Origin of the sequence: Tengunoibacter tsumagoiensis, from assembly GCF_003967535.1 — a bacterium.
Lineage (GTDB): Bacteria > Chloroflexota > Ktedonobacteria > Ktedonobacterales > Ktedonobacteraceae > Tengunoibacter > Tengunoibacter tsumagoiensis.
On record NZ_BIFR01000001.1, the window covers coordinates 4,187,733 to 4,210,704 of the forward strand.

The window sequence follows — 22,972 nt, forward strand, 5'->3', positions numbered from 1 at the left end:
TTTACCATGAAAAAGGCCAGGATACAATACACAGGGAAAGAGAGCGAGGAATGTATGGCAGCAGCCCAGCCAAGAGAGGGAATGACAGTTCCTCGTCTCTGCCAGAATGTACGTGAACTGGCCCTCCAGATGGAACCAGGACAGAAACTTCCCACTGTCAATGAGCTCTGTGCTCGTTTTGGCACCAGCCGGGCTACACTGGATGAAGCCTTGAGCAGGCTAGAGCAGCAGCATGTTATTGAGCGAAAACACAGCAAGGGGATTTTTGTCTCCGACAAAATTCATCGCAAAACCATTCTTGTGCTCTTTGATGCTTCTCTCCTGGCTCAGCAACGTCACTCGCCTTTCTGGGGAGAACTCTGGCACATGTTTGCGCAGGAGGCGCAAAGCAGGGTCCAGCGCAAAAATGAGTATCATAGTATTCATCTTGTCCTGCGCACAGCTGACAAACAAGCGCTCTTGCCTGAAGGAATCGCGGACATGATGGAAGCCAACCTGGTTCATGGACTGCTCGTCATCGGCATGTCAGATTACGAATGGAGTGAGCATGGAGAAATTCCTTGCGTTACTTTTGCAGGATATGATCGATGGATGGTTGCGTTTGACCAGACGCAATTTGCTTTAATGACCGTCAAAGTCCTGGCCGAACAAAGATGTCACTCCATTGGGATCTGGTCCCCTAGAATCATGACAGCAGATGGCCCAGAACTACCATCATTCCATGATTATCAGGCGTGCCTGAATGTTTTTGGCCTCCCATTTTATCCTGAGCTGGCGCGCACTGTGTCGCCCGAATTTTTGCATCAGCACCCACAAAACCTATCTTTTTCAGCACAGGGCTATGCAGTAGCCATGGAGGTTTTCCGTCAGCCCAGCCCTCCTCTTCTCGATGGTTTGATCGTTACCGATGATATGTTCATGGAAGGCGTTCTCGCTGCTTTTCACCAATTAGGGATAAAAATTGGTGAGGAAATTAAAGTTGCCACCCATGCCAATACTGGTTCGATGCTCATTTTCAATAATACGCCAGGCCTTACCGTAGTAGAATTTGATCCAGCAGAAATTGTCCAGAAAATGTTCACCGTCCTCGATACGTTGATGGCTGGTCAGAAACCTGCCGAAGCAGTAACCAGAGTTGTACCAAAATTACGAGGCTCGACGAATATTTTCTCTTAATCTCATACAGTGTTCCAGCTCATGTCAAGCAGTATCCTACTACTAACAGATGCCAATATCAGAGAAGGAGAATATGGCCATGCCAGGATAACCACTATCTCATCATTCCACACCTCTCTATTGATCCAGGCTTTCTTTTCCCAATACATCTATCACAGCCACGTTTCTACTCATTGAACGATAGAAATAGACATCATTATGATAGGTTGTACTGATGCCATGTGAGAAAAAGAGCATGTATATGCCTTCTTTGTATGGCCAATTATTCTGTGTGTTGCAATGAATGCCACATACGACAACATCCAACGAGGTAAAAATTTCTATGATGCAAAAAGAAACACGTACGCTTCTTTTGTCTCTCACTGATGAAGCAAACAAGCGTACCAGGTCGAGGAGAACCCGGATCCTCAGCTACGTTGTGCTATTGACACTCATGAGTATGAGTTTCATAGCCTATCGCAGCTTCACTATCCAGCCGAGCTATGCCACCGCGGCGCCAGTGGGAACACCTCCACTGGGACTCAATGTAGACTTTAATGAACAGTCGCTCGTTGATATGATCCAAAACAATCAACGTTTTGAACAGGTAGGTTCAACCCCTCTGACAGAGGACAGCAATGGCTGGCCAACAAGTGATTTCCAGTGGACCGAGGACAATCGCTACACCTTTGCCTGGAATTCCAGCGCAACCAATATAGACCCATTAAAAAATGCAACAGATTTAAGTGGTACTTACAAGCTCTCGTTTACTGGTCAGGCTGTACTGACAGCAGCAGGAGATGATCCAGCCCATCAAGCCACGACCATTAGCAATCAAAGCTACAGCTCCTCCACAAATACGACGACGGCTGATGTCACCTTTGGCAATCCACCGGGTGGGTTAATCTCTGTTATCACCTTTACCCAGACGAAACGCAACAATACAGATAGCCCAGGGACTGGTGTAACCAATGTCCAATTGATCCGACCAGGGTACGCTACAAACACCACCCAGGTCTTCACAACAACCTGGCTTCATTCCATCAATAACTACCAATGGACCGCGCTCCGCTTTATGGATTCGCTAGGGACCAATAATTATGCGCAACCAGGAAGCGGAGAGGCTTATCCCTATCGGTTGCAGTGGCCCACTGATCGTATGCAACCTAATGAAGGTCCTCTCTATGGCAGTAATCACAAAGGTGTCCATGGAACGATTCCCTGGGAAGACGTGATCCTGGTTGCACAGTTGACGCATAAAGATATCTGGATCAATATTCCTGTAAATGCGTCTGACGACTATGTTACTCAGGTGGCAAACCTGCTCAAAAATGGTAATGCCGCAACTGGCAATCAGGGCATTCCTTCAGATGTTCATGTCTATGTTGAGTATAGCAACGAGATGTGGCACTATGGTTTCCCCCAGGGCCCCTGGAACCTGCAAGCAGCTCAAGATGAGGTCAAGGCAGGAGGAACCAATCTCAATTACGATGGAAAAACGGACGATGATACGATTCGTTTTCGTCGTATCGCCAAACGTACGATTGAGATTGGCAAGCAGTTTGAAACGGTCTTTAGCGACAATGGCAGCCGTATCCGGCCAGTCATTAATAATGCCTCGGTCAACAATGATGTCGATATGCTGCAATATGTATCTGACAATTATGGAGCACCCGGCAGTGTGCTGTACGGTATTTCCCAGACTGGCTACTATACAAGCGCTGACTCCTCATCTGTTTCTGCTATTCTTAATGGCGAGAAAACTGCCAGCGACAACAATGCCTCGGGGTACCTGCTGAGCCGTACTATTGCGACCTACTTTGGCCTGCATTCACTGGTATACGAAGGTGGACAGGACGAAGAAGGCGATACCAACCTCAGCAATAAATTCTATGCTGCTCGTGATCCAGGAATGCAGGATGTTGAGGCCCATGATCTGCTCAACAACTGGTATCCCAATGGTGGTGAGCTTTACATGCAATTTGCGGAGGTCACGCACTATAGCACCTATGGGATGTGGGGGCTCTCAGATGATTTGAATATCCAGAACTCTGGCAAGTGGAACGGGATGGTTCAGGTGATGAACGCCTCACTCCCGGCTGTTACCGCTGGCCTGGTACCATCTAGCACAGTAGGCCAGGCGGTAACAATAGCTGAAACGAGCGGAGGCACCGATTATATTACCCCAGGTACCAGTCCCTGGAAAGAACTACTCCTACGTGTATCACAAAGCGGAACCTATAGCATAAACATCTTTGGGCACCAGGAGCAAAGTGGCGCGGTGGAACGTGTCATGTTGGATAACAACAAGGCTGGTACACTCTCGATGCCCCTTTATCCCGCCGCTGATGGCTATGCCCCTCAGGATGTTACCCTTTCACTTTCAGCAGGCTTGCACGCGGTCTTTATCTACGTAGATGGACCCGGACGAGGTGTCTTCCCTTCCAATGGCACAATCAGGCTTACCACACAAAATATCAGTGGTTCTTCTACGCCAACACCAACACCCACTCCTGGAGGCTCACTCCCCTCTCCCTGGCAGAACCAGGATATCGGGTCAGTTGGGCTGGCTGGTTCAGCCACGGCCAATAATGGGAGCTTTACCGTCAACGGTTCCGGCAATGATATCTGGGATACCGCAGATGCCTTCCAGTATGCCTATCAACCCCTCAATGGCGATGGGACGATTGTCGCCAGGATCGATAGTCAGCAGAACACCGATGGCTGGGCCAAAGCAGGGGTGATGATTCGTGAGAGCCTGAGCGCGACTTCGACCCATGCCCTCATGGCGCTTACCCCAGGCAATGGGACCGTCTTCCAGCGCCGTACCAGTACCGGAGGCGGCAGTAGTAGCACAGCGGGTGCGACCGCGACGGCCCCCTCCTGGGTCAAATTGCAGCGTGCAGGCAGCACCTTTACCGGCTCTCTCTCCAGCGATGGCAGCAACTGGACGGTCGTAGGAAGCGATACCATCAGCATGGCGACCAATGTGTACGTGGGTCTGGCAGTGACGGCACACAACAACAGTGTGCTCAACACCACCACCTTTAGCCAGGTCAGTGTCACGGGTTCAGGAAGTGGCACTCCCAGCAACCTCTCACAGAACAAGCCCACCACCGCCTCCTCAATCGAGAACAGCGGTGTGGGACCAGGCTATGCTGTTGATGGGAATCAAAGCACCCGGTGGTCCAGCCTGTATAGTGATCCACAATGGTTGCAAGTCGACCTGGGAGCCACACACCAGATCCGCGAGGTCAAATTGTTCTGGGAGACCGCCTACGGCAAAGCCTACCAGATCCAGGTCTCCAATGATGGCAGTACCTGGACGACCATCTCTACCCAGAGCAACGGATCAGGTGGCAATGAGGACCTCACTGGCCTGACTGGATCTGGCCGCTATGTGCGCATCTATGCTACACAGCGAGGCACCTCCTGGGGCTACTCACTCTATGAATTCCAGGTCTTTGGTGTATAGCTTCACATCTCAAAGGAGGTGATAGCTTAAAAAAACGGTACGACAATCTGTTTCAAGGACGACCAACTCTTTTTATTCGAAAGGAAGTGAACAATGCAAAGTCGCAATCACTGGCCAAACTCAGTTCCTGCATTGAAGCAAGCCACAGCTGGAAAAAAATCCATACATGCGATGGTCGCACTCTCCTCGCTATTACTCCTTGTCTTTAGTCTGGGCGCATGGGTACTGACCAATCATCAACCCGCTTTCGCACAGACCGTGACCCCTGCCATGGGTGTCAACCTGGCCTGGGCAGGCGATTCTGATGGCGATTTTCTCTTCGCCGATGCCATGAAGACATATCGCCTACAGGCCGCGCCTGGACAGAGTAACCCTCCATCCGTGGATGCCAATGGGTGGCTGCAGGGAGACTTTACAGCCTTCCTCTGGGATGGTAGCTTTTTGACCCACACAACTGGAACCTATGCGCTGCGCTTCAATGGCAAAGCGAATATCAGTGTGGGACTGGTGAGCAGCACCATTACCAATCAAGCCTATGATGCTGCATCAAACACGACCACTGCTACGATCAACATCACCCAGGAAAGTTCCGCCAACATCACCTTTACCAATACACAGCGTGATAGCAATAGCGCGACGAATACCGGCATCACCAATGTGCAATTGATGCTTCCAACCTCGCCGGGGGCCTCGACAAGCTATAGCTTCAATACCACCTTTACCAGTGCCGTCAAGAATTTTGTCAACCGCTTCGTTGCCATCCGTTTTATGGATACAACCGCTGCCAATGGGAATACTGAGACCAATTGGTCAGACCGCGCCCTTCCACAGCGCAGTCAGGAGGGGAAAGCCTCCTGGGAGTATGCCATCCAGTTCTGCAACGAGACCGGCAAAGATGCCTATATCAATGTGCCGGAACGGGCGACAGATGCTTACATCACCAACCTGGCCAACCTCTTCAAATATGGCAGCGATGCCAGTGGGAACGTCTATACCAGCGCACAGGCCAATCCTGCCCATCCACCGCTCAACTCCAATTTGCACCTCTACATCGAGTTTAGCAATGAGCTGTGGAATGGCATGTTCCAGCAGATGCATGATAACCATGACTCGGCTGTCGCTGAGGTCAATGCTGGTGGTTCTCCGCTGAACTACGATGGCGCAACCGGTGATTGGACCTGGGCCTGGCGCCGTATCGGCAAGCGCATTCACGATATCAGTGTGATCTTCCGCTCGGTCTTCGGTGATGGTGCCATGCCTTCAACGGGCAATGCCCAGATTCGCCCGCTGCTGGAATGGCAGTATGGCAATGCCCAGGATACTGCGCATACTGAGCTCTCCTTCCTGGATGCCTACTACAATAATGGAGATGGCACACAGCATGTCTCAAATCCACATCCGGTCAACTACTTCCTCTATGGCGGTGGTGGTGCTGCGTATAGTGGTGTCAAGAATGCAAGTGCTACCACGATTGACGACATGTATAACTCAGGCCTGGATACAGGCGTCGTCGGTGGAACCGTTGTTCAGGATGTCCAATGGGCAAGTCAGTATGGCCTGCACGATGTGGCCTACGAGGGCGGTTTCCAGATTGGCGGCGATAATCTTAGCACCCTCCAGAAGCAGGCAAACCTCGATCCGCGCGCGCAAAATATGGAGGTACAGGCACAAACAACCTTTACCCAATCTGGCGGCGAACTATTAATGTACTTTGACTCATCAAGTACAAACTATGGCCTGGCCCAGCCAACCGTGCTGGATTCCACACCCAAGCTCCAGGCGATAGACCAGATGAATCAAAGTGGCGTCACCTTTACGCCAACACCGATTACCTCCCCAACCCCAACACCCGCACCGGGTCAGCAGGCCACAATTACCCAGGCCAGTAGCACGCCAACAATTGATGGCAACGCCAACGACGCAGTCTGGGGGAGTGCCACCAGTTACTCACTTAACAATGCTATCGGATCTCCATCGGGTTTCTCGGCCTCTTACCAGTCAGCGTGGGATAGCACAAACCTGTACTATCTGGTCAAGGTCAATGACGCGACCTTCTCCTCCCACAACGATATGGTTGAGGTCTACATCGATCCCACCAATGATCGCGGTTCCACGTATGATGGTCTGGATATGCAGTACCAGTTTGCTTCAAACTCCTCAACTGTCTTGCAGTGGAGTGGCGGCACACAGGGCAGCAATACGACGGGTATTACCTTCGCCAATGCCACTGTTTCAGGCGGCTACCAGGTCGAAATCAAAATCCCCTGGACAACACTGCATACCACTCCCTCGGCTGGTAAGGTGATCAGCATGGACCTGGACGTGCAACAAGATACCACCAGCAAGAACAAGCTGTTCTGGTGCTCAACCATTGATAATGACTGGACCAATCCCAGCTTGTTTGGAGCTGGCACGCTCCAATCGGGTGGTTCTTCTACGCCAACACCAACACCCACTCCTGGAGGCTCACTCCCCTCCCCCTGGCAGAACCAGGATATCGGGTCAGTTGGGCTGGCTGGTTCAGCCACGGCCAATAATGGGAGCTTTACCGTCAAAGGTTCCGGCAATGATATCTGGGATACCGCAGATGCCTTCCAGTATGCCTATCAGCCCCTCAATGGCGATGGGACAATTGTCGCCAGGATCGATAGTCAGCAGAACACCGATGGCTGGGCCAAAGCAGGGGTGATGATTCGTGAGAGCCTGAGCGCGACTTCGACCCATGCCCTCATGGCGCTTACCCCAGGCAATGGGACCGTCTTCCAGCGCCGTACCAGTACCGGAGGCGGCAGCAGTAGCACAGCGGGTGCGACCGCGACGGCCCCCTCCTGGGTCAAATTGCAGCGTGCAGGCAACACCTTTACCGGCGCTCTCTCCAGCGATGGCAGCAACTGGACGGTCGTAGGAAGCGATACCATCAGCATGGCGACCAATGTGTATGTGGGTCTGGCAGTGACGGCACACAACAACAGTGTGCTCAACACCACCACCTTTAGCCAGGTCAGTGTCACGGGTTCAGGAAGTGGCACTCCCAGCAACCTCTCACAGAACAAGCCCACCACCGCCTCCTCAATCGAGAACAGCGGTGTGGGACCGGGCTATGCTGTCGATGGGAATCAAAGCACCCGGTGGTCCAGCCTGTATAGTGATCCACAATGGTTGCAAGTCGACCTGGGAGCCACACACCAGATCCGCGAGGTCAAATTGTTCTGGGAGACCGCCTACGGCAAAGCCTACCAGATCCAGGTCTCCAATGATGGCAGTAACTGGACGACCATCTCTACCCAGAGCAACGGATCAGGTGGCAATGAGGACCTCACTGGCCTGACTGGATCTGGCCGCTATGTGCGCATCTATGCTACACAGCGAGGCACCTCCTGGGGCTACTCGCTCTATGAATTCCAGGTCTTTGGTGTGTAGCTTCACATCTCACGTATAGCTTCGCATCTCAAAGGAGGAATAGCTAAAAAAACAACCGTACGACAATCTGTTTCAAGGATGACCGATTCTTGTTCGAGATGAACTGCGTCCTGGTAGCAGTCGCTCAGCGGTTACACCTGTCAGATAGAAGATAGGTCAAGGGGTAAGCGAGTTGGCCTGTGTCCAATCCGCCTACCCCTTGACCCCGTGAGCCACACCAGGTAGTGAGGAGTCCTCAATGATTACAGCTTCACAGGATAAGAAAGCATGAAATAGCTCTACATCATACTTGACAGAGCTTATCAAAATCTGCTATAATTGTGCTTATAGGTTAGTTAAGGCCCACGCCCAGAGCTCAATTGGCTCAAATTTTGAAAGGAGCGTGCCATGATGCGCAAAGAAATCATGTCGTATCAACTGCATCACGTCTCCGAGAGGGCCAACTCTGCTGGCTGCTATTCTAAGCCAGCCAACAATAAGACCAGAAACTGATAGGCCACCTCGTGAAGGTTGGTCTTTTTTATCGCATGAACAGAGGCCATGAGCGTGATGCTCGTGGCCTCTGTTCGTGGTTCTGGAGCAAACTATCTGCTCAGAAATAAGAGGTGATGATACATGCGCAACACTTTCCTCACAAATGGATGTTTAGACTAATTCCGTGTGAAGTGGCTTGCAGAGCAGCCCGCGACCATTTAGCAAAGAAAGTGTTCAAGCCTCTTCCCGTCTGGCTTCGCTAGAATTTAGTCTAAACGCCAAATGATATAGAAACAGGCAGAATAATCATGCTATTGACTATCTCAACAACGCATCAGCCAGCCACTGATCTGGGGTATCTGCTGCACAAAAATCCGGCACACTTACAGACGTTCAATCTTAAATTTGGGCAGGCCCATGTCTTTTATCCCGAAGCAACCAACGAACGCTGTACAGCCGCGCTCCTCCTGGAGATCGATACCATTGAACTGGTACGCAACAAGGGATTGGCATTTGATCAGTATGTCAATGATCGCCCTTATGTAGCCTCTTCATTTATGAGCGTCGCTCTGGCAGAAGTCTTTCGCTCTGCCATCAATGGTCGATGTGTGCCACGACCCGAACTTGTGCAGACAGCCATCCCATTGCAGGCATGCCTGGCGATGATTCTCTGTCATGGTGGCGAAGATTGGCTCCGCCGCCTCTTTGAACCACTGGGCTATACTGTGGAGATCATTCAACACGAACTCGATGAACTGCATCCCACCTGGGGTCTCAGCCCCTACTTCACAGTCACCATCAACGCAAACTGCAAGCTCAGTGATCTGCTCACACATCTTTATGTCCTCATTCCAGTCCTTGATAATCGTAAACATTACTGGATCGGCGACGATGAAGTAGACAAGCTACTCCAACGCGGCCAGGGCTGGCTCGAAAAACATCCCGAGCGAAAAAAAATCACCTACAATTATCTCAAACAGCGGGCAGATCTGACCCGCGATGCCCTCACTCGGCTCATTGCAGAAGAAGAGAACGTCACAGAGGTCGTCGAAATTTCAGGCGATGAAGCTATTGCAACAGATGAAGCCTCAAATGATCAGACTAACCAGACAACCGAAGAGACGGTAAAGCAACACGAAGAAGAAACACCAGCGATCAAAGAGAAACGCACCAGTCTGCATGAACAACGCCTGCTTGCAGCCGTAGAAGTCCTCAAGCAAAGTGGGGCAAAGCGTGTCCTCGATCTGGGTTGTGGAGAAGGTCGGCTTATCAAAAAGCTCTTAAAAGAGAAAAACTTTGAACAGATCTTAGGATTGGATGTCTCCTACAAGGCTCTTGAGCTTGCCAAAAGACGTCTCCATCTCGATCGTCTGCCTTCTCGCCAACGAGAGCGCCTGACGCTTCTTCATGGTTCGCTCACCTATCGCGATCGTCGTATCGAAGGCTATGATGCAGCGGCAGTCGTTGAAGTTATTGAACATCTTGATCAGTCGCGCCTCAGTGCCTTTGAGCGCGTTCTGTTCGAATTTGCCCATCCCGCAACAATCGTGATCACAACACCCAATGCTGAATACAACGTCAAATACGAGACGTTAGCTGCGGGTAAATTTCGCCATCATGATCATCGGTTTGAATGGACACGTACACAATTTCAGCAGTGGTCCCAGCAATTGGCTGAACGCTTTGGATATACGGTGACCATCGCACCAGTGGGGCCAGAAGACGAAAAAGTAGGTGCCCCTTCACAGATGGGGATCTTTGTACTCACAAGCGATCAGGGGAACGAACACGGATGAAAATTACCATACCAGAGCTCTCACTTGTTGTATTGATAGGGCCCTCAGGTTCGGGTAAATCAACCTTTGGGCGTACCCACTTCAAATCTACTGAGGTTATCTCCTCCGACTTCTGTCGCGGCCTTGTCTCTGACGATGAAAACGATCAGTCTGCCACAAAAGAAGCCTTTGAAGTTCTGCACTTCGTAGCCTCCAAACGCTTAGCCGCTGGAAAATTGACGGTTATTGATGCAACGAGCGTTCAACCAGAGTCCCGCAAAGTACTGGTCGAATTGGCCCGAAAATATCACTGCCTACCGGTTGCGATTGTCTTTAACATGCCAGAGAAGCTCTGCCAGGAGCGAAACCAGGCTCGGCCCGACCGCCAATTTGGTCTGCATGTCGTACGCAATCAGGTCGGTCAATTGCGCAGATCGTTGCGTCACCTCAAAACAGAAGGCTTCAACCACATTTTTACACTGACCTCACCGGAACAGGTAACGAGTGTCGAAATTGAACGCCAGCCATTATGGAATAATCGTCAACACGAACATGGCCCCTTTGATATCATCGGCGACATCCATGGCTGCTTCGAAGAGACGGAACAACTCCTGATAAAGCTCGGCTATACGATAAACAGAAGCACAAATGAAGAGATGCGTTTTCAGGTAAGCCATCCTGAGGGTCGCAAAGTTATCTTCCTGGGTGACCTTGTGGATCGTGGTCCAGCAACACCTCAGGTTTTGCGGCTAGCTATGGATATGACAGCTGAAGGGACGGCTCTCTGTGTTCCAGGCAACCATGACGTCAAGTTGATGCGCCATCTCCAGGGCAAAGATGTCTCACTAAAACACGGGATTGTTGAGACATTGGAGCAATTGAAGCAGGAGTCTCCGAGCTTCAAACAACGAGTGCTTACCTTTCTTGAAGGTCTGATCAGCCATTATCTTCTGGACGATGGAAAACTCGTGGTAGCCCACGCCGGCCTTAAACAAGAGATGCAGGGTCGTGGCTCACGAGCGGTGCGCGAATTTGCGCTCTATGGCGAGACAACAGGCGAGACCGATGAATTTGGCCTGCCCATTCGCTATAATTGGGCAGAGGATTATCGTGGCAAAGCTCTCGTTGTCTATGGTCACACACCCGTTCCTGAACCCGCCTGGCTCAATGCTACGCTTAATATTGATACCGGCTGCGTCTTTGGCGGAAAGCTAACTGCACTACGTTATCCAGAAAAAGAACTGGTCTCGGTTCATGCGCAGCGCATCTATTGTGAGCCCATTCGCCCACTTACTCCACTCAATCATCACACCGGACTTACGGTCCAACAACATCATGATGATATTCTAGAGATCGATGACGTGCTTGGCAAACGTCTCATTGAAACACGCTTACAGCCAAAAATGACCATAAGAGAAGAGAACGCCATTGCCGCACTTGAGGTCATGAGCCGCTTCGCCGCCAATCCCAAATGGTTGATCTATCTGCCACCCACAATGTCACCCAGCGAGACCAGCAAGGAAGAGGGGTACCTTGAACATCCTGCTGAAGCCTTTGCCTTTTATCGTAAGGAAGGCATCGAGCAGGTCGTCTGTGAAGAAAAACACATGGGATCGAGAGCAGTCGTCATTGTCTGTCGCAACGAGGAAGCGGCACAACGACGTTTTGGGGTTATCAAAGAAGGTATTGGTATCTGCTATACTCGTACCGGTCGCCGTTTCTTTGATGATGCTCAACTGGAAGCTGAATTATTGCAACGCGTTCAACAAGCCTTAGAAGCCACTCATTTCTGGGAGAAATTCGAGACAGATTGGGTCTGCCTGGATTGCGAATTACTCCCCTGGTCTGTCAAAGCTCAATCGCTGGTCCTTAAACAGTATGCGGCCGTAGGAGCAGCCTCACAAGCAGCCCTCCAACAGACACTCACAGCATTAAAGCAGGCTCAACAGCGTGGTATTGACACCAGTACAATCTTACCTACCTATCAACATCACCAGGCGCTGGCGCAACGCTATATCAATGCCTACCGTCATTACTGCTGGCCAGTTAACTCAATCAATGATCTCAAATTAGCTCCATTCCATATTCTCGCAACTGAAGAGAATGTTCATAACACAAAAGATCATGTCTGGCATATGCAGACTCTGGCCGAGATCTGTCAGGCCGATGAACAGATCTTATTAGCGACCCCCTACCTGGTTATCAATCTCAATAACGCAGCCAGTATTGAACAAGGAATACAGTGGTGGCAACATTTGACATCCCAAGGTGGCGAAGGGATGGTCGTCAAACCATTTGATTTCATTACCACAGGGACGCGTGGTATCTTACAACCAGCAATCAAATGCCGTGGCCCTGAATATCTGCGGATCATTTATGGCATGGAATATGATGTGCCTGCCAATCTCAACCGTCTACGCGCACGACGTCTGGGGGCCAAACGCTCGCTGGCATTACGCGAATTTTCTCTCAGCATGGAGTCCTTAGAACGCTTCGTCCGTGGCGAGCCCTTACGGAAAGTTCATGAATGCGTCTTTGGCGTCCTCGCACTGGAAAGCGAACCAGTCGATCCTCGCCTGTAGCTCCTTTTACCAGATAAATACACTAGAGCTATCCTTCCAGCTCTAGTGTATCTTTTGTAGATCCATCTATAGCTGATTCATATCTCCAAAATTCACTCTATATATCGTTGTCAAAAGCTTCTATAAACGTATCAGGACCAGAGAGGGAACGCTACACACAGCATCTTTAGTTGCACAATTATATATAGCATACAAATAAATAGACTGATAGATCTATTGTTTGTACAAATCACTAAATACATTGACATATGAGTGAGTTTTATGCTACTGTAATTTTATAGATCTTCTTGTGCCAGAATGAAGATCAAAATCCCATTATTCTAAGAATATGTCTGAAGCCAGTTCATATAAAGGTAATTTTCTGCGCTTTTCAGGCACATTCTGAAGAACTTCACGCTGTTTACTGTTCTATACCATACTATGTATGCTCTATCTGGCGTGGTTATTTTTCTATTGATCTGTATAATGGAAAGGATTCTTATTATGCGTCAATCGAGTAGGTTCTCTGCTCGTCAACACCTGCCATCCTCAGTCTTTGCATTCTTACTCTGTAGCGCCTTCTTCGTTTTTAACGGTTCAGCAGCTCTAGCTCAAGGAGCGAGCCACCATATTGGAGCGTTAGCTGTTGGTGGTAGTGGCAATCATATCTCACAATGGGATACCAGTAGTGCTCCTACCGATGCACTCTGTCTGGCCCGTAGACATCATCCTTGCTACAGCCCTCAGCAGATCCGTCAGGCCTATAACCTCACGCCGGTGCTCAATGCAGGCTATACTGGCAAGGGTCAAACAATCGTTATCATTGACTCGTATGGCAGTCCAACAGCCCTCAGCGATCTGAAACAGTTTGATGCAGACTATGGCCTTCCTGATCCCCCATCCTTCCAGCAACTTGCCCCCATTGGGAGTGTTCCCTTTGATCCCACCAACGACGATCAGTTAGGCTGGGCAGAGGAGACCTCACTGGATGTCCAATGGGCTCATGCGATTGCTCCCGATGCTGGCATTATCGTTCTCACCAGCCCTGTTTCTGAGACGCAGGGAGTTCAGGGTCTGCCAGAGTTCCTGAAGCTTGAGCAGTACGCTCTAAACAACCATCTTGGAAAAATCATTACCCAGAGTTGGGGCACGACAGAGAATACGCTCTTTACGCCCGAGGGCCGCAAAGTCCTGGCACAGTTTGAGGCATTCTATCGCCGAGCTGCCCTGGAGGGTGTAACTGTGCTTGCCTCTTCTGGAGACTCTGGAACCGCCAATCCAGATGTTGATGGAAACACCTATCCATTCCCAACTGTTGGCTATCCCGCATCATCTCCATGGGTAACAGCCGTTGGTGGTACCAGTCTCTACGCCGATCTCGATGGGAACTACCAATCTGAAAATGTCTGGAACGGTGGTTTTGGAGATGCTACCGGCGGTGGTGTTAGCCAGTACTTTAGCGAACCATTCTACCAATATCTTCTGCCTGGCTCCGATCAAGCTATTCTGAAGGGACATCGTGCCATTCCTGATATCTCTTACAATGCTGATCCTGCGACCAGTGTCCCTGTTTATCTCGGTTTTCTGCCGGGGGCTAATCGCCAGGGATACTACCTGTTTGGTGGAACCAGCGAAGGTGCACCTCAGTGGGCAGGTTTAATTGCTGATGCCAATCAATATGCTCATCGTCCACTGGGCTTCCTGAATACACAGCTCTACTTGCTGGGCGCTGACAAAGACGCTGCTGCCAAAGTCTATCACGATATTACGGTCGGAAATAATGCGCAAGACCCAATTCCTGGCTACGACGCCACTCCAGGTTGGGATGCCAGTACCGGTTGGGGCACCCCCATTGCGCAACAGCTCTTCGACGCACTTGCTTTCTGGCGTTTCTAATCTCAACCCGGGCTGAACGTAACCCTATTGCCTATCACAGAGAGAGATTGATGAGAAGATTTGTTCTCATCAATCTCTCTCCTTCTTCCTCGGCCTTTGAGCAATCCTACATATCATCTAATTTTTTGCACCTATTTCACTGGAACTGAGGAAGATCCTTAGGATGAATGAAATAAAAGTTTGAAAGGATGATTCATTTGTTGCGCCAGAAAAAGTTGTCTCGTATGGACGTACATCCATGCCAGGCACTTGAAAGATGGCTGGGGCAACCACTTTCTTTTAAGCGTTCTTGATGGAGTAATTGAGATACAATTGCTCCGGGAAAATGCTCAAATTTTTATTGACAATGATGGAGGGATTTGTTATTATAGCAGTGTTGCGCCCGTAGCTCAGCGGATTAGAGCATCGGTCTTCGGAACCGAGTGTCGGGGGTTCGAATCCCTCCGGGCGCGTTCATAGTGGTGGAGCTCGAAAGAGCTACCTTTTTGTGCGTAAATTCACACACCTGATTGTCCCCACTCTCTCAATTGATGGTCGCTCTCATCACCTTCTGAATGATACTCCAATACAATTACTACGCACCAAAAAACACATTCAATTTTTTATAAGAAAAAGAGAAGAGATGCATGCAGAAGTCGCTTCAAGAATTGCAGACAGCAACACTTTCCGCCTTTACCCGGCGCCCTGAAGTACAACAGATCTGTCTCTTTGGTTCCCTGGAACACAATCAGCATGATGCGTATTCCGATATGGATCTGCATGTCGTTTCAAGCGATTTTGATACCACAATGCAAGATCTGCCTTCCATCATAAACAGTATCGGAGCGCCATTTGTCTGGTATCCGTTTCATCCTCAGCCAGGCAATACGGGATATGCTATTCTTTTCCGCGACTATCCACTCTACCATCGACTCGATATTACGCTCCTTGATCTGGTCACCCCACCAATTGTCGCGCAAGGCACCTGCATTTATACGAATCCCAGGCCGCCTCTTTCTCAGCCATCAACCTATCAGGCACCTCAACTGGATGCACCGCTCCAAAAGCTCTATGGATACGGTATTGGAGCCATTCGCTATGCCAAATATCGCAAGCGTGGGAAAGCTTTGAGCGCTTTCAAGTTCTACCGAGCACAATGTGATGCTTTTTTCCTCAAACGATATGAGAAAGAGACGCACAACGCCAAAACACAGATAGATCTTGCTGTCTATCAACTCCTCGATCAACTGCCAGATAACAACTTGCTCCAACACTACCTCTATCCCACCAACGAGCAAGCGATGGATAGACTCTTTGTGCAACTGCTAGAGGCAATGCTTTCTGAGGAGCAAAAGACCCTTTCATCTAATCATCGTGGGGCTCTTACAGAAATCATCACCTTCGTACGCAACGAACTCCTTCTTCCATGATGATTCCTTCTTCAGAAAAGGAGCAATCAACGCATAGACACATAAAGAGAGGGACTCTTTCCCAATAGGAGAAGCCCCCCTCTCTCTTGTGCTGTGTAGCTCGCATTGGCTGTCTGGCACGTCGTTGAGTACTTCTGGTAAGACCAGCAATCCTTCTTAGCCCAGCAAACACCATTCCAGCACTGCCATAGCGCCAAACAGTTTATTGTGGGCTTGCTCGAAGGCAATGCTTTGCTGACCATCAAGGACTTCGCTCATCACATCTTCACCACGTATGGCAGGCAGATCATGCATAAATACTGTTCTATAAGGCTTTGATATACGTTTCATCAGAGCTGGCGTAACGCGAAAGGGTTTAAAATACTCTCTCCAGTTGGGATCTTCTTTAGAACTCCCGGTCGTTTGCCAACGCGCTGTATAGACAACATCAACCGCCGATGGAACGGCATCTATATGGTGGTACTGTTCAATGGAGGTATGACGTTGATGCGCAAAAACCTGCGCCTGATCTAAAATCTCCGCTGGCAATCCATATCCTTCTGGAGTGAGCAGCGTCAATCTCATCCCTTCAAGCTTACTTATGGCCAGAGCAAGGGCTGCTGCCGTACTGTTGCCTTCTCCAAGATACAAAATATCCAGGCCATTCAATGTACCAAACTGGTTTTTCAGGGTCGCTAGATCTGCAATGGCCTGTGTTGGATGTTCTTTATCACTCATAGCATTGATCACTGCTATATTGTTGTAAGCTGCAAAAATCTTCATCTCATCTATAGATTCAGCCGTTCTGAGGACAAGGGCATCAAGATAACCCGCTAAAACCCGGGCCGTATCCTCGATAGTTTCACCTGTATTTATTTGCAGATCATTTGGGCCATAAGCGATCACAGATGCCCCCAGTTTAGAGGCACCTACGGTAAATGCCGTTCGTGTCCGTGTCGATGTTTTTCGAAAATAGATGCCTACTATTTTATCTTTTAATGTCTGTTTTCCTTCCCATCGTCCTTCTTTCATAGATAAAGTACGATTTATGAGTTGCTCCAATTCAGATCTGCTGAGATCTACAATTGAGAAGAGGCTTTTTTTCTCCATGTTCGTCCATCCATTAGTGAAAAATACGATACAACTTCAAGATCCTACAGGAATTAGTATCCCTTATACGGATGCAAATTGGTCTAACCAGTTCTGGTTTCGTGTCTACAGATGCTCATGTTATTCCTCAGTAGACAGCCAGGATAGCAAAGGTTTCTATATCACAGATCGCGGTGAAAGAGGCGGTACAACTGTTATTCTCAAAACAGATCTTCATGGCTTCTCTTCCATAGGTCTCTACTCTTTCAACCACTCTTAAATGAATTCGCTTTTGTTCCTGGTAAAAACGCCTCCCTTCTGGTAGTGCTAGCACTATTCCTTCCAGTTCTTGCGTACTCGTTGTACCACATATAGAACAGGTAAAGCGTAATCCGTAGCCAGTCCCTTGAATCTCTTTTCTATTCATAGGAGCAGAGCTATACTTTTCAAGTAAGATAGAGTTGCCACATTCTGAACAAGGAATCATGCTGGTGGCGAGATGGGGTGTATATGTTTGGTGAATCCAGGCTCCCAATTCCATGAAAGCTCGCCCGTACCCTTTTATTCCTTTTGCACATTGACTTAAAGAGGTCTGAATCAATGGTAGATCCGGATCTGGTGCACAATTGGGACAGGTCAGTAAAAGATTATCACGTCTTGAATCATACTGTCCGTGCATGCGTGACTGGCCACAGAGAGGACACCAGAGGGAGGTTTTCTCCCATTGTGACGCTATTGGCACGATCATGTATGGAAATAGTTTGCTTTGTAGGTCCGTCAGCAAAATATGCCGAAACGCTAGTTTCCCTCGCTGAATCCGTTTGCTTGCAGCACTAACGGTCAGGCTTCTTTGCTTCGCAATTTTCTGGATAGAAAAATCTTCTACATAATAATCCATCAAAATGCTTCGTGTCTCCTGGGGAAGAAGGAATAATGCTTGATCTAATAACTCTAACAGTTCTTTCCTCTCTAGTTCTTGCTCTGGATTAAACTGGTCTGCATTTGATCCAGAGCAAAATGACAACATAGAAGCGCTCTCGATTGGAAGAGGCGAGCACCGCTTATATTGCTCACGCACCCAACGCAAGTAGACATTCTGTGCGATACGAAAGATCCAGGCTGACAGGCCAGTTGGGTCATACAATTTCTGACGATTTCTCCATACTTCCAACAGTGTCTCTTGTGAAAGATCTTCTGCCACGTCGCGCTGACCAGTCTTAGTAAGGAAGTACGTTAAAAGCCTTTCTCTTTCACTTTGCAACACGCTGTTATCTTGCATAACTGCATCCATCATCCTATTATTCTTTCTTCTCGCACTTCCATTATACCTTTTATCACATTACCATTCTACCTTTTTCACCGGGTATACTTTACCTTATACACTTCTCCAATCCAATTTTGTATGAACTAGTACAAGAAAAACAATTGAAAAACCACTTAGCACAACTATATCAATCAGTACGTTTTGACCAATAGTACCTCCGATTGCTGCTCTAAATGCATCAGCAGTGTAAGTAGTCGGTACAAACCAGGATAAGATTCGTAATGGGAAGGGCAGAGCATTATAAGGGATCATCATGGGTGAGAGGAAACTCACAAAGGCTATGAGGATGTTATCAATAAGACCTGCAATTTGCGGGCTCGGTGCATAACTTCCTAATAGAGCTCCTAAACTGGCAAGAGGTAGGACGCCCAAAGGCACCAGTAAGAGCAACAACCAGGTACCTGAAAAAGACAGGTTTAACAGCCAGGTTTCACACACATACGTTCCTACCAGGCCTGGTAAAGAGAAAAGCACTCCAAGTGAGATTAATCCTAAGACCAGGATGATTTTTTGTAGCGGAAGCGTGATCCAAAAGTCAAACTCCTTCCCTTGCCTGGCAATTCCAATCTTGAACAAGAGGAATGCAGTTGGCCCTAGAGCGACGGACATAGTCATATTCCCACCTAAGACAAAGATAGCCTGCTCATGGGTTGCGGCCCCGCCAATCGCTTTCGCAAAAAATGCAAAGGCAATTGGCATGATCAGACCCAGGATAATTTGTGGCACCCACTCGGCTCGATAATCTGCAATAAGGGCCTGTAATACTAACTTGTATTGTACTGCTAGCACACGCAGGGTAGACATTGGTGGATTATAAGGTGGGGGTAGCAGCCTGGCAACAGCTGTCTCCTGGCTCCGGGTCATTCCTATCTGCTTAGTCAAGTTTCCGTCCTCCTCCCAATTGGAGATAGACATCTTCAAGCGATGGAGTAAGAATACGAAAATCATCCAACGCATCTAATCCCATATGCTGAATAATATAGTCTATCTTTTCTTGCATATCATCTCTTTGACACAAGATGATCCGATGCTGTGAACTCAAAATGGTTGTTTCTGGCATGGTATCTAAGGCGCTGGCCTTTTCAAGTGCCTCAGACTTGATCAGCAATTCTAACCGAACACGTTGATCAACACGGGCCTTCAGATCGCCAGGTGTCCCAACTTCTAATAAACGTCCATGGTTGATAATGCCAACTCGCTGAATGACTTTTTCTGCTTCAAGGACGTTGTGCGTGATTAAAAGAATTGTGATTCCCTGCCGGTTTCGGGCCAGCAATCTATCCCAGACATGTTTACGAATTTCTGGATCTAAATTGTTGGTTGGCTCATCAAAAATCTGGACTGGACGATCTCCAATAAAGGCCAGCGCGACGCTCACAAGCTGTCTCTGACCACCAGAAAGAAAGCGAATCTTCTTTTTGCGCAGGTCGTTGATTTTTAGCTCATCCATAATATTCTGGGTTGCTTTTCGCCCCTCCTGAGCAGATGCGCCACGTAACCGCGCTGTTGTCAGTAAGGCTTCCTCTGGATAGAGATTCTGTAGCGCCGCTGGATACTGCTGCTGAATGGCAACATAATGCGGAATCAGCATCGGCTTCTTTAGAACATCAAAACCAAACAATGTCACTGCTCCAGATGTTGGTTTAAGCAGGCCTGCTATCTGATTGACCAGGGTTGACTTACCAGCTCCATTGGGGCCCAATAAGCCAAAAATTTCTCCCTCATGGATATCTAACGTTAAGTCATCGTTCGCTTTCTTGCTATCCTTTTTATAGATTTTATTCAGGTGCTCAACCCGATAGACAATCGACATAAAGATTTCCCTTTCTTAAAAGCATATGTTGCTCTGCTCTACCTGAGAGGCCAGCAACGCTTCCAGAGTTATAAGCATCTATATATCGTAGGATTACGGCAAATCGGGACACTTTTTTCGTCTGAATATCAATTCGCTCAAGACATAATCACCGAGAGAAGTTAGCTATCTCATGCTTAGAATTTCTTTCCTTCACGCCAATCATACCTGTGCTCTAAGGATGTGCAGGAGATCATTATCTATCGTTCAGGTATCGTTTGTGGAAGGTAAGTGTGTCCGGGTGCAGAAGATTATCGTGAAATTTGCCAGTGGATAATTGCCAACAGAAGTGAAGAGCGCTTCTTCTCAGCCGCTTGTTCTTCCTGATTCCCAAACGTAGTCTAGACGATAGGTAAAAGATGGATAACGATGGACAAAAAGGCTTCGTAATCAGGTATGCTCATCATTGTAAAAACAAAGAGCGTTGGATGATCTGCCTGTGAATGGATACATCGCGCATGTTTTTGAGAGAGAATAGAGGAGAAATCACAGTATGAGTACAATTACCACCACAAAGGGCACAAATATTTTCTATAAGGATTGGGGAACCGGTCAGCCTGTTGTCTTTAGCCATGGTTGGCCCCTGAATGCTGACGCATGGGACGATCAGCTACTCTTCGTCGCTTCACATGGTTATCGCGCTATTGCACATGATCGTCGTGGTCATGGCCGATCAAGCCAGACCTGGGATGGCAATGAAATGGATACCTACGCCGATGATCTGGCTGAGCTCATTGAGAAGCTCGATCTCAGGGATATTGTGCTGGTTGGCCACTCCACTGGTGGTGGTGAAATTACCCACTACGTTGGTCGTCATGGTACTTCACGGGTCGCCAAAGTTGTGCTGGTTGGCGCAGTTCCACCCCTGATGGTCAAGACCGAGGCCAATCCAGGTGGTCTCCCCATTGAGGCATTCGATCAGATTCGCGCTGGTGTCGTCGCTGACCGCTCACAGTTCTACAAAGACCTCAGTACTTCCTTCTATGGGGCGAACCGTCCAGACGCCAGGGTCTCGCAAGGTGTATTGGATATGTTCTGGCTCTGGTCGATGCAGGTTGGTCTCAAACCAGCGTACGACTGCATCAAGGCGTTCTCCGAGACGGATCTGACAGAGGATCTTAAAAAGATCGATGTGCCGACCCTGATTATTCATGGGGATGATGATCAGATTGTGCCTATCGCTGACTCTGCCATGCTTTCTTCAAAGATTGTGAAGAATGCTACGCTCAAAGTCTATCCAGGTGCGAGCCATGGTCTCACCACTACTCACAAGGAACAATTCAATGCTGACCTGCTCAGCTTCTTAAAAGCCTAGCAGATCTCAACATATCAGGGATCCGTCAGATTTTTGCAAAGGGTGAGCAGTAAGCATGGATAGATTTTCGACAAGTTTTATCCTTTGCACTCACTCCTGTAGAACTGTGCAAAGAGATGACGGCCCCTCCCGACCCATTACCAGGACGCATAGAAGATTGCTTATGGAGAATCTTGCATGCTCCCAATAATGGTGTTTTTTACCCGACACAGTAAAGATACATTAATGCATATCTATTCTCGATTTATGGAGAAGCAAATGTTCAAAAAAAATGAACGCTCAACTCGTCGAAGTTTCGTTCAAGCTATCAGTGCGGCAGCAGCTGCAACGACGTTTCTGAGTTCAAATACCCTCTCTACGTACGCAGCAAGCAGTTCAAAAACGCAGTTGGACAGCAACCACCCATCTGGCACAGGTATTAATGTCTTGTTAGTTCATGGAGCCTTTGTGGATGCTTCCTCCTGGAACAAGGTCATTCCCTTGCTTCAAGACTATGGCCTGAACGTGCTCGCAGTCCAGAATCCTTTGACCTCGCTTCAGGATGATATTAATGCGACCAGTCAGGCACTTGCCTCCCTCTCCGGACCTACGATCCTGGTTGGCCATTCTTATGGTGGCAGTGTCATTACCAATATCAACACCCAGAACTCCAACGTCGCTGGCCTGGTATATATTGCAGCCTATGCTCCGGAGGTGGGGGAAAGCGTTGGGGCTCTCAATGCTCAATTCCCTGCTTCGCCCGCGGCCGCTCATTTTGGTCCTGCCTACCAAAATGGTTTCGTCTGGATCGATCCTTCTTTCTTTCCGGACACCTTTGTCCAGGATATCTCACGGCGTGAGGCCAGGGCTCTGGCCGTCACTCAGAAACCCACCTCTCTTGCCTGCTTTGAGCCAGTTTCTGGTGATCCTGCCTGGAAACACATTCCCTCCTGGTATCTGGTCTCCAGCAATGATCGCACCATTCAACCTGATGCCGAGCGTTTTATGGCTCAACGTATTGGGGCGACCACCCGTGAAATCGCATCCAGTCATGCCTCTCCAGTCTCTCATCCCTACGAAGTCGCCAGCATCATTCTGCTAGCAGCTCGTCACGCTCGCTAGCTCAATCCTCTCCCAACAAGGTCAAAACAAGAAGTCGCACTTCCATCGCGTAGCCTTTTGACATCACTTGAAACGATGGCTAAGCGATGGATGGCGATCTACACGGAGCCAATCTCAGGAAGTATGCTTTTCTCAGAAGGTATTGCA

At 48.8% G+C, this 22,972-nt stretch carries 13 protein-coding genes and 1 tRNA gene; 10 read left to right on the forward strand and 4 right to left on the reverse strand.

Annotation, left to right across the window (positions count from 1 at the left end):
- Positions 1 to 81 precede the first annotated feature (81 nt).
- From EL628_RS16500 to EL628_RS16535, 8 genes are all read left to right on the forward strand, one after another.
- Positions 82 to 1,176, forward strand: a complete 1,095-nt coding sequence (locus tag EL628_RS16500) for a GntR family transcriptional regulator (protein ID WP_161975547.1) — start codon at positions 82 to 84, stop codon at positions 1,174 to 1,176.
- 439 nt (positions 1,177 to 1,615) lie between these two features.
- The gene (locus tag EL628_RS30355; protein ID WP_218028936.1) at positions 1,616 to 4,630 is read left to right on the forward strand and encodes a discoidin domain-containing protein; all 3,015 of its coding nucleotides are present in this window, start codon (positions 1,616 to 1,618) and stop codon (positions 4,628 to 4,630) included.
- A gap of 93 nt (positions 4,631 to 4,723) precedes the next feature.
- Positions 4,724 to 8,050: a sugar-binding protein gene (locus tag EL628_RS16510; protein WP_126581019.1), complete on the forward strand. Its 3,327-nt coding sequence runs from the start codon at positions 4,724 to 4,726 to the stop codon at positions 8,048 to 8,050.
- A gap of 782 nt (positions 8,051 to 8,832) precedes the next feature.
- Positions 8,833 to 10,320, forward strand: a complete 1,488-nt coding sequence (locus EL628_RS16515; RefSeq protein WP_126581020.1) for a 3' terminal RNA ribose 2'-O-methyltransferase Hen1 — start codon at positions 8,833 to 8,835, stop codon at positions 10,318 to 10,320.
- A complete protein-coding gene (locus EL628_RS16520; protein WP_126581021.1) occupies positions 10,317 to 12,881 on the forward strand; it encodes a polynucleotide kinase-phosphatase in 2,565 nt (854 codons plus the stop codon). The genes EL628_RS16515 and EL628_RS16520 overlap by 4 nt, the downstream gene beginning before the upstream one ends.
- 483 nt (positions 12,882 to 13,364) lie before the next feature.
- On the forward strand, positions 13,365 to 14,756 hold the full coding sequence (locus EL628_RS16525) for a S53 family peptidase (RefSeq protein ID WP_161975548.1): 1,392 nt from the start codon (positions 13,365 to 13,367) through the stop codon (positions 14,754 to 14,756).
- Positions 14,757 to 15,134: 378 nt separating this feature from the next.
- Positions 15,135 to 15,208 (forward strand) — tRNA-Arg (locus EL628_RS16530).
- A 174-nt stretch (positions 15,209 to 15,382) separates the two neighbouring features.
- Complete coding sequence (locus tag EL628_RS16535; RefSeq protein ID WP_126581023.1) at positions 15,383 to 16,165, forward strand: nucleotidyltransferase domain-containing protein; 783 nt, start codon at positions 15,383 to 15,385, stop codon at positions 16,163 to 16,165.
- 156 nt (positions 16,166 to 16,321) lie between these two features.
- Here EL628_RS16535 and EL628_RS16540 read toward each other — a convergent pair whose 3' ends face one another.
- The 4 genes from EL628_RS16540 to EL628_RS16555 form a co-directional block, all read right to left on the reverse strand.
- On the reverse strand, positions 16,322 to 17,254 hold the full coding sequence (locus tag EL628_RS16540; RefSeq protein WP_126581024.1) for an ornithine carbamoyltransferase: 933 nt from the start codon (positions 17,252 to 17,254) through the stop codon (positions 16,322 to 16,324).
- 127 nt (positions 17,255 to 17,381) lie between these two features.
- Positions 17,382 to 18,512, reverse strand: coding sequence for an RNA polymerase sigma factor (locus EL628_RS16545; protein WP_161975549.1), 1,131 nt, complete (start codon positions 18,510 to 18,512; stop codon positions 17,382 to 17,384).
- Positions 18,513 to 18,608: 96 nt separating this feature from the next.
- On the reverse strand, positions 18,609 to 19,439 hold the full coding sequence (locus tag EL628_RS16550) for an ABC transporter permease (RefSeq protein ID WP_161975550.1): 831 nt from the start codon (positions 19,437 to 19,439) through the stop codon (positions 18,609 to 18,611).
- Complete coding sequence (locus EL628_RS16555; protein WP_126581027.1) at positions 19,432 to 20,370, reverse strand: ABC transporter ATP-binding protein; 939 nt, start codon at positions 20,368 to 20,370, stop codon at positions 19,432 to 19,434. The genes EL628_RS16550 and EL628_RS16555 overlap by 8 nt, the downstream gene beginning before the upstream one ends.
- A 532-nt stretch (positions 20,371 to 20,902) precedes the next feature.
- Here EL628_RS16555 and EL628_RS16560 point away from each other — a divergent pair.
- Positions 20,903 to 21,724 carry an alpha/beta fold hydrolase gene (locus tag EL628_RS16560; protein WP_126581028.1) on the forward strand — a complete coding sequence of 274 codons (822 nt, stop codon included), beginning with the start codon at positions 20,903 to 20,905 and terminating at the stop codon, positions 21,722 to 21,724.
- 258 nt (positions 21,725 to 21,982) lie between these two features.
- Positions 21,983 to 22,825 carry an alpha/beta hydrolase gene (locus tag EL628_RS16565; protein ID WP_126581029.1) on the forward strand — a complete coding sequence of 281 codons (843 nt, stop codon included), beginning with the start codon at positions 21,983 to 21,985 and terminating at the stop codon, positions 22,823 to 22,825.
- The last annotated feature ends 147 nt before the right edge of the window (positions 22,826 to 22,972 follow it).

What these genes read in the sequence shown, in the direction of transcription:
- EL628_RS16535 (WP_126581023.1), top strand. Translation starts at nt 15,383, where the DNA reads ATGCAGAAGTCGCTTCAAGAATTGCAGACAGCAACACTTTCCGCCTTT.
- EL628_RS16555 (WP_126581027.1), bottom strand. Translation starts at nt 20,370, where the DNA reads ATGTCGATTGTCTATCGGGTTGAGCACCTGAATAAAATCTATAAAAAG.
- EL628_RS16545 (WP_161975549.1), bottom strand. Translation starts at nt 18,512, where the DNA reads ATGCAAGATAACAGCGTGTTGCAAAGTGAAAGAGAAAGGCTTTTAACG.
- EL628_RS16540 (WP_126581024.1), bottom strand. Translation starts at nt 17,254, where the DNA reads ATGGAGAAAAAAAGCCTCTTCTCAATTGTAGATCTCAGCAGATCTGAA.
- EL628_RS16520 (WP_126581021.1), top strand. Translation starts at nt 10,317, where the DNA reads ATGAAAATTACCATACCAGAGCTCTCACTTGTTGTATTGATAGGGCCC.
- EL628_RS16510 (WP_126581019.1), top strand. Translation starts at nt 4,724, where the DNA reads ATGCAAAGTCGCAATCACTGGCCAAACTCAGTTCCTGCATTGAAGCAA.
- EL628_RS30355 (WP_218028936.1), top strand. Translation starts at nt 1,616, where the DNA reads ATGAGTTTCATAGCCTATCGCAGCTTCACTATCCAGCCGAGCTATGCC.
- EL628_RS16525 (WP_161975548.1), top strand. Translation starts at nt 13,365, where the DNA reads ATGCGTCAATCGAGTAGGTTCTCTGCTCGTCAACACCTGCCATCCTCA.
- EL628_RS16515 (WP_126581020.1), top strand. Translation starts at nt 8,833, where the DNA reads ATGCTATTGACTATCTCAACAACGCATCAGCCAGCCACTGATCTGGGG.
- EL628_RS16560 (WP_126581028.1), top strand. Translation starts at nt 20,903, where the DNA reads ATGAGTACAATTACCACCACAAAGGGCACAAATATTTTCTATAAGGAT.
- EL628_RS16565 (WP_126581029.1), top strand. Translation starts at nt 21,983, where the DNA reads ATGTTCAAAAAAAATGAACGCTCAACTCGTCGAAGTTTCGTTCAAGCT.
- EL628_RS16500 (WP_161975547.1), top strand. Translation starts at nt 82, where the DNA reads ATGACAGTTCCTCGTCTCTGCCAGAATGTACGTGAACTGGCCCTCCAG.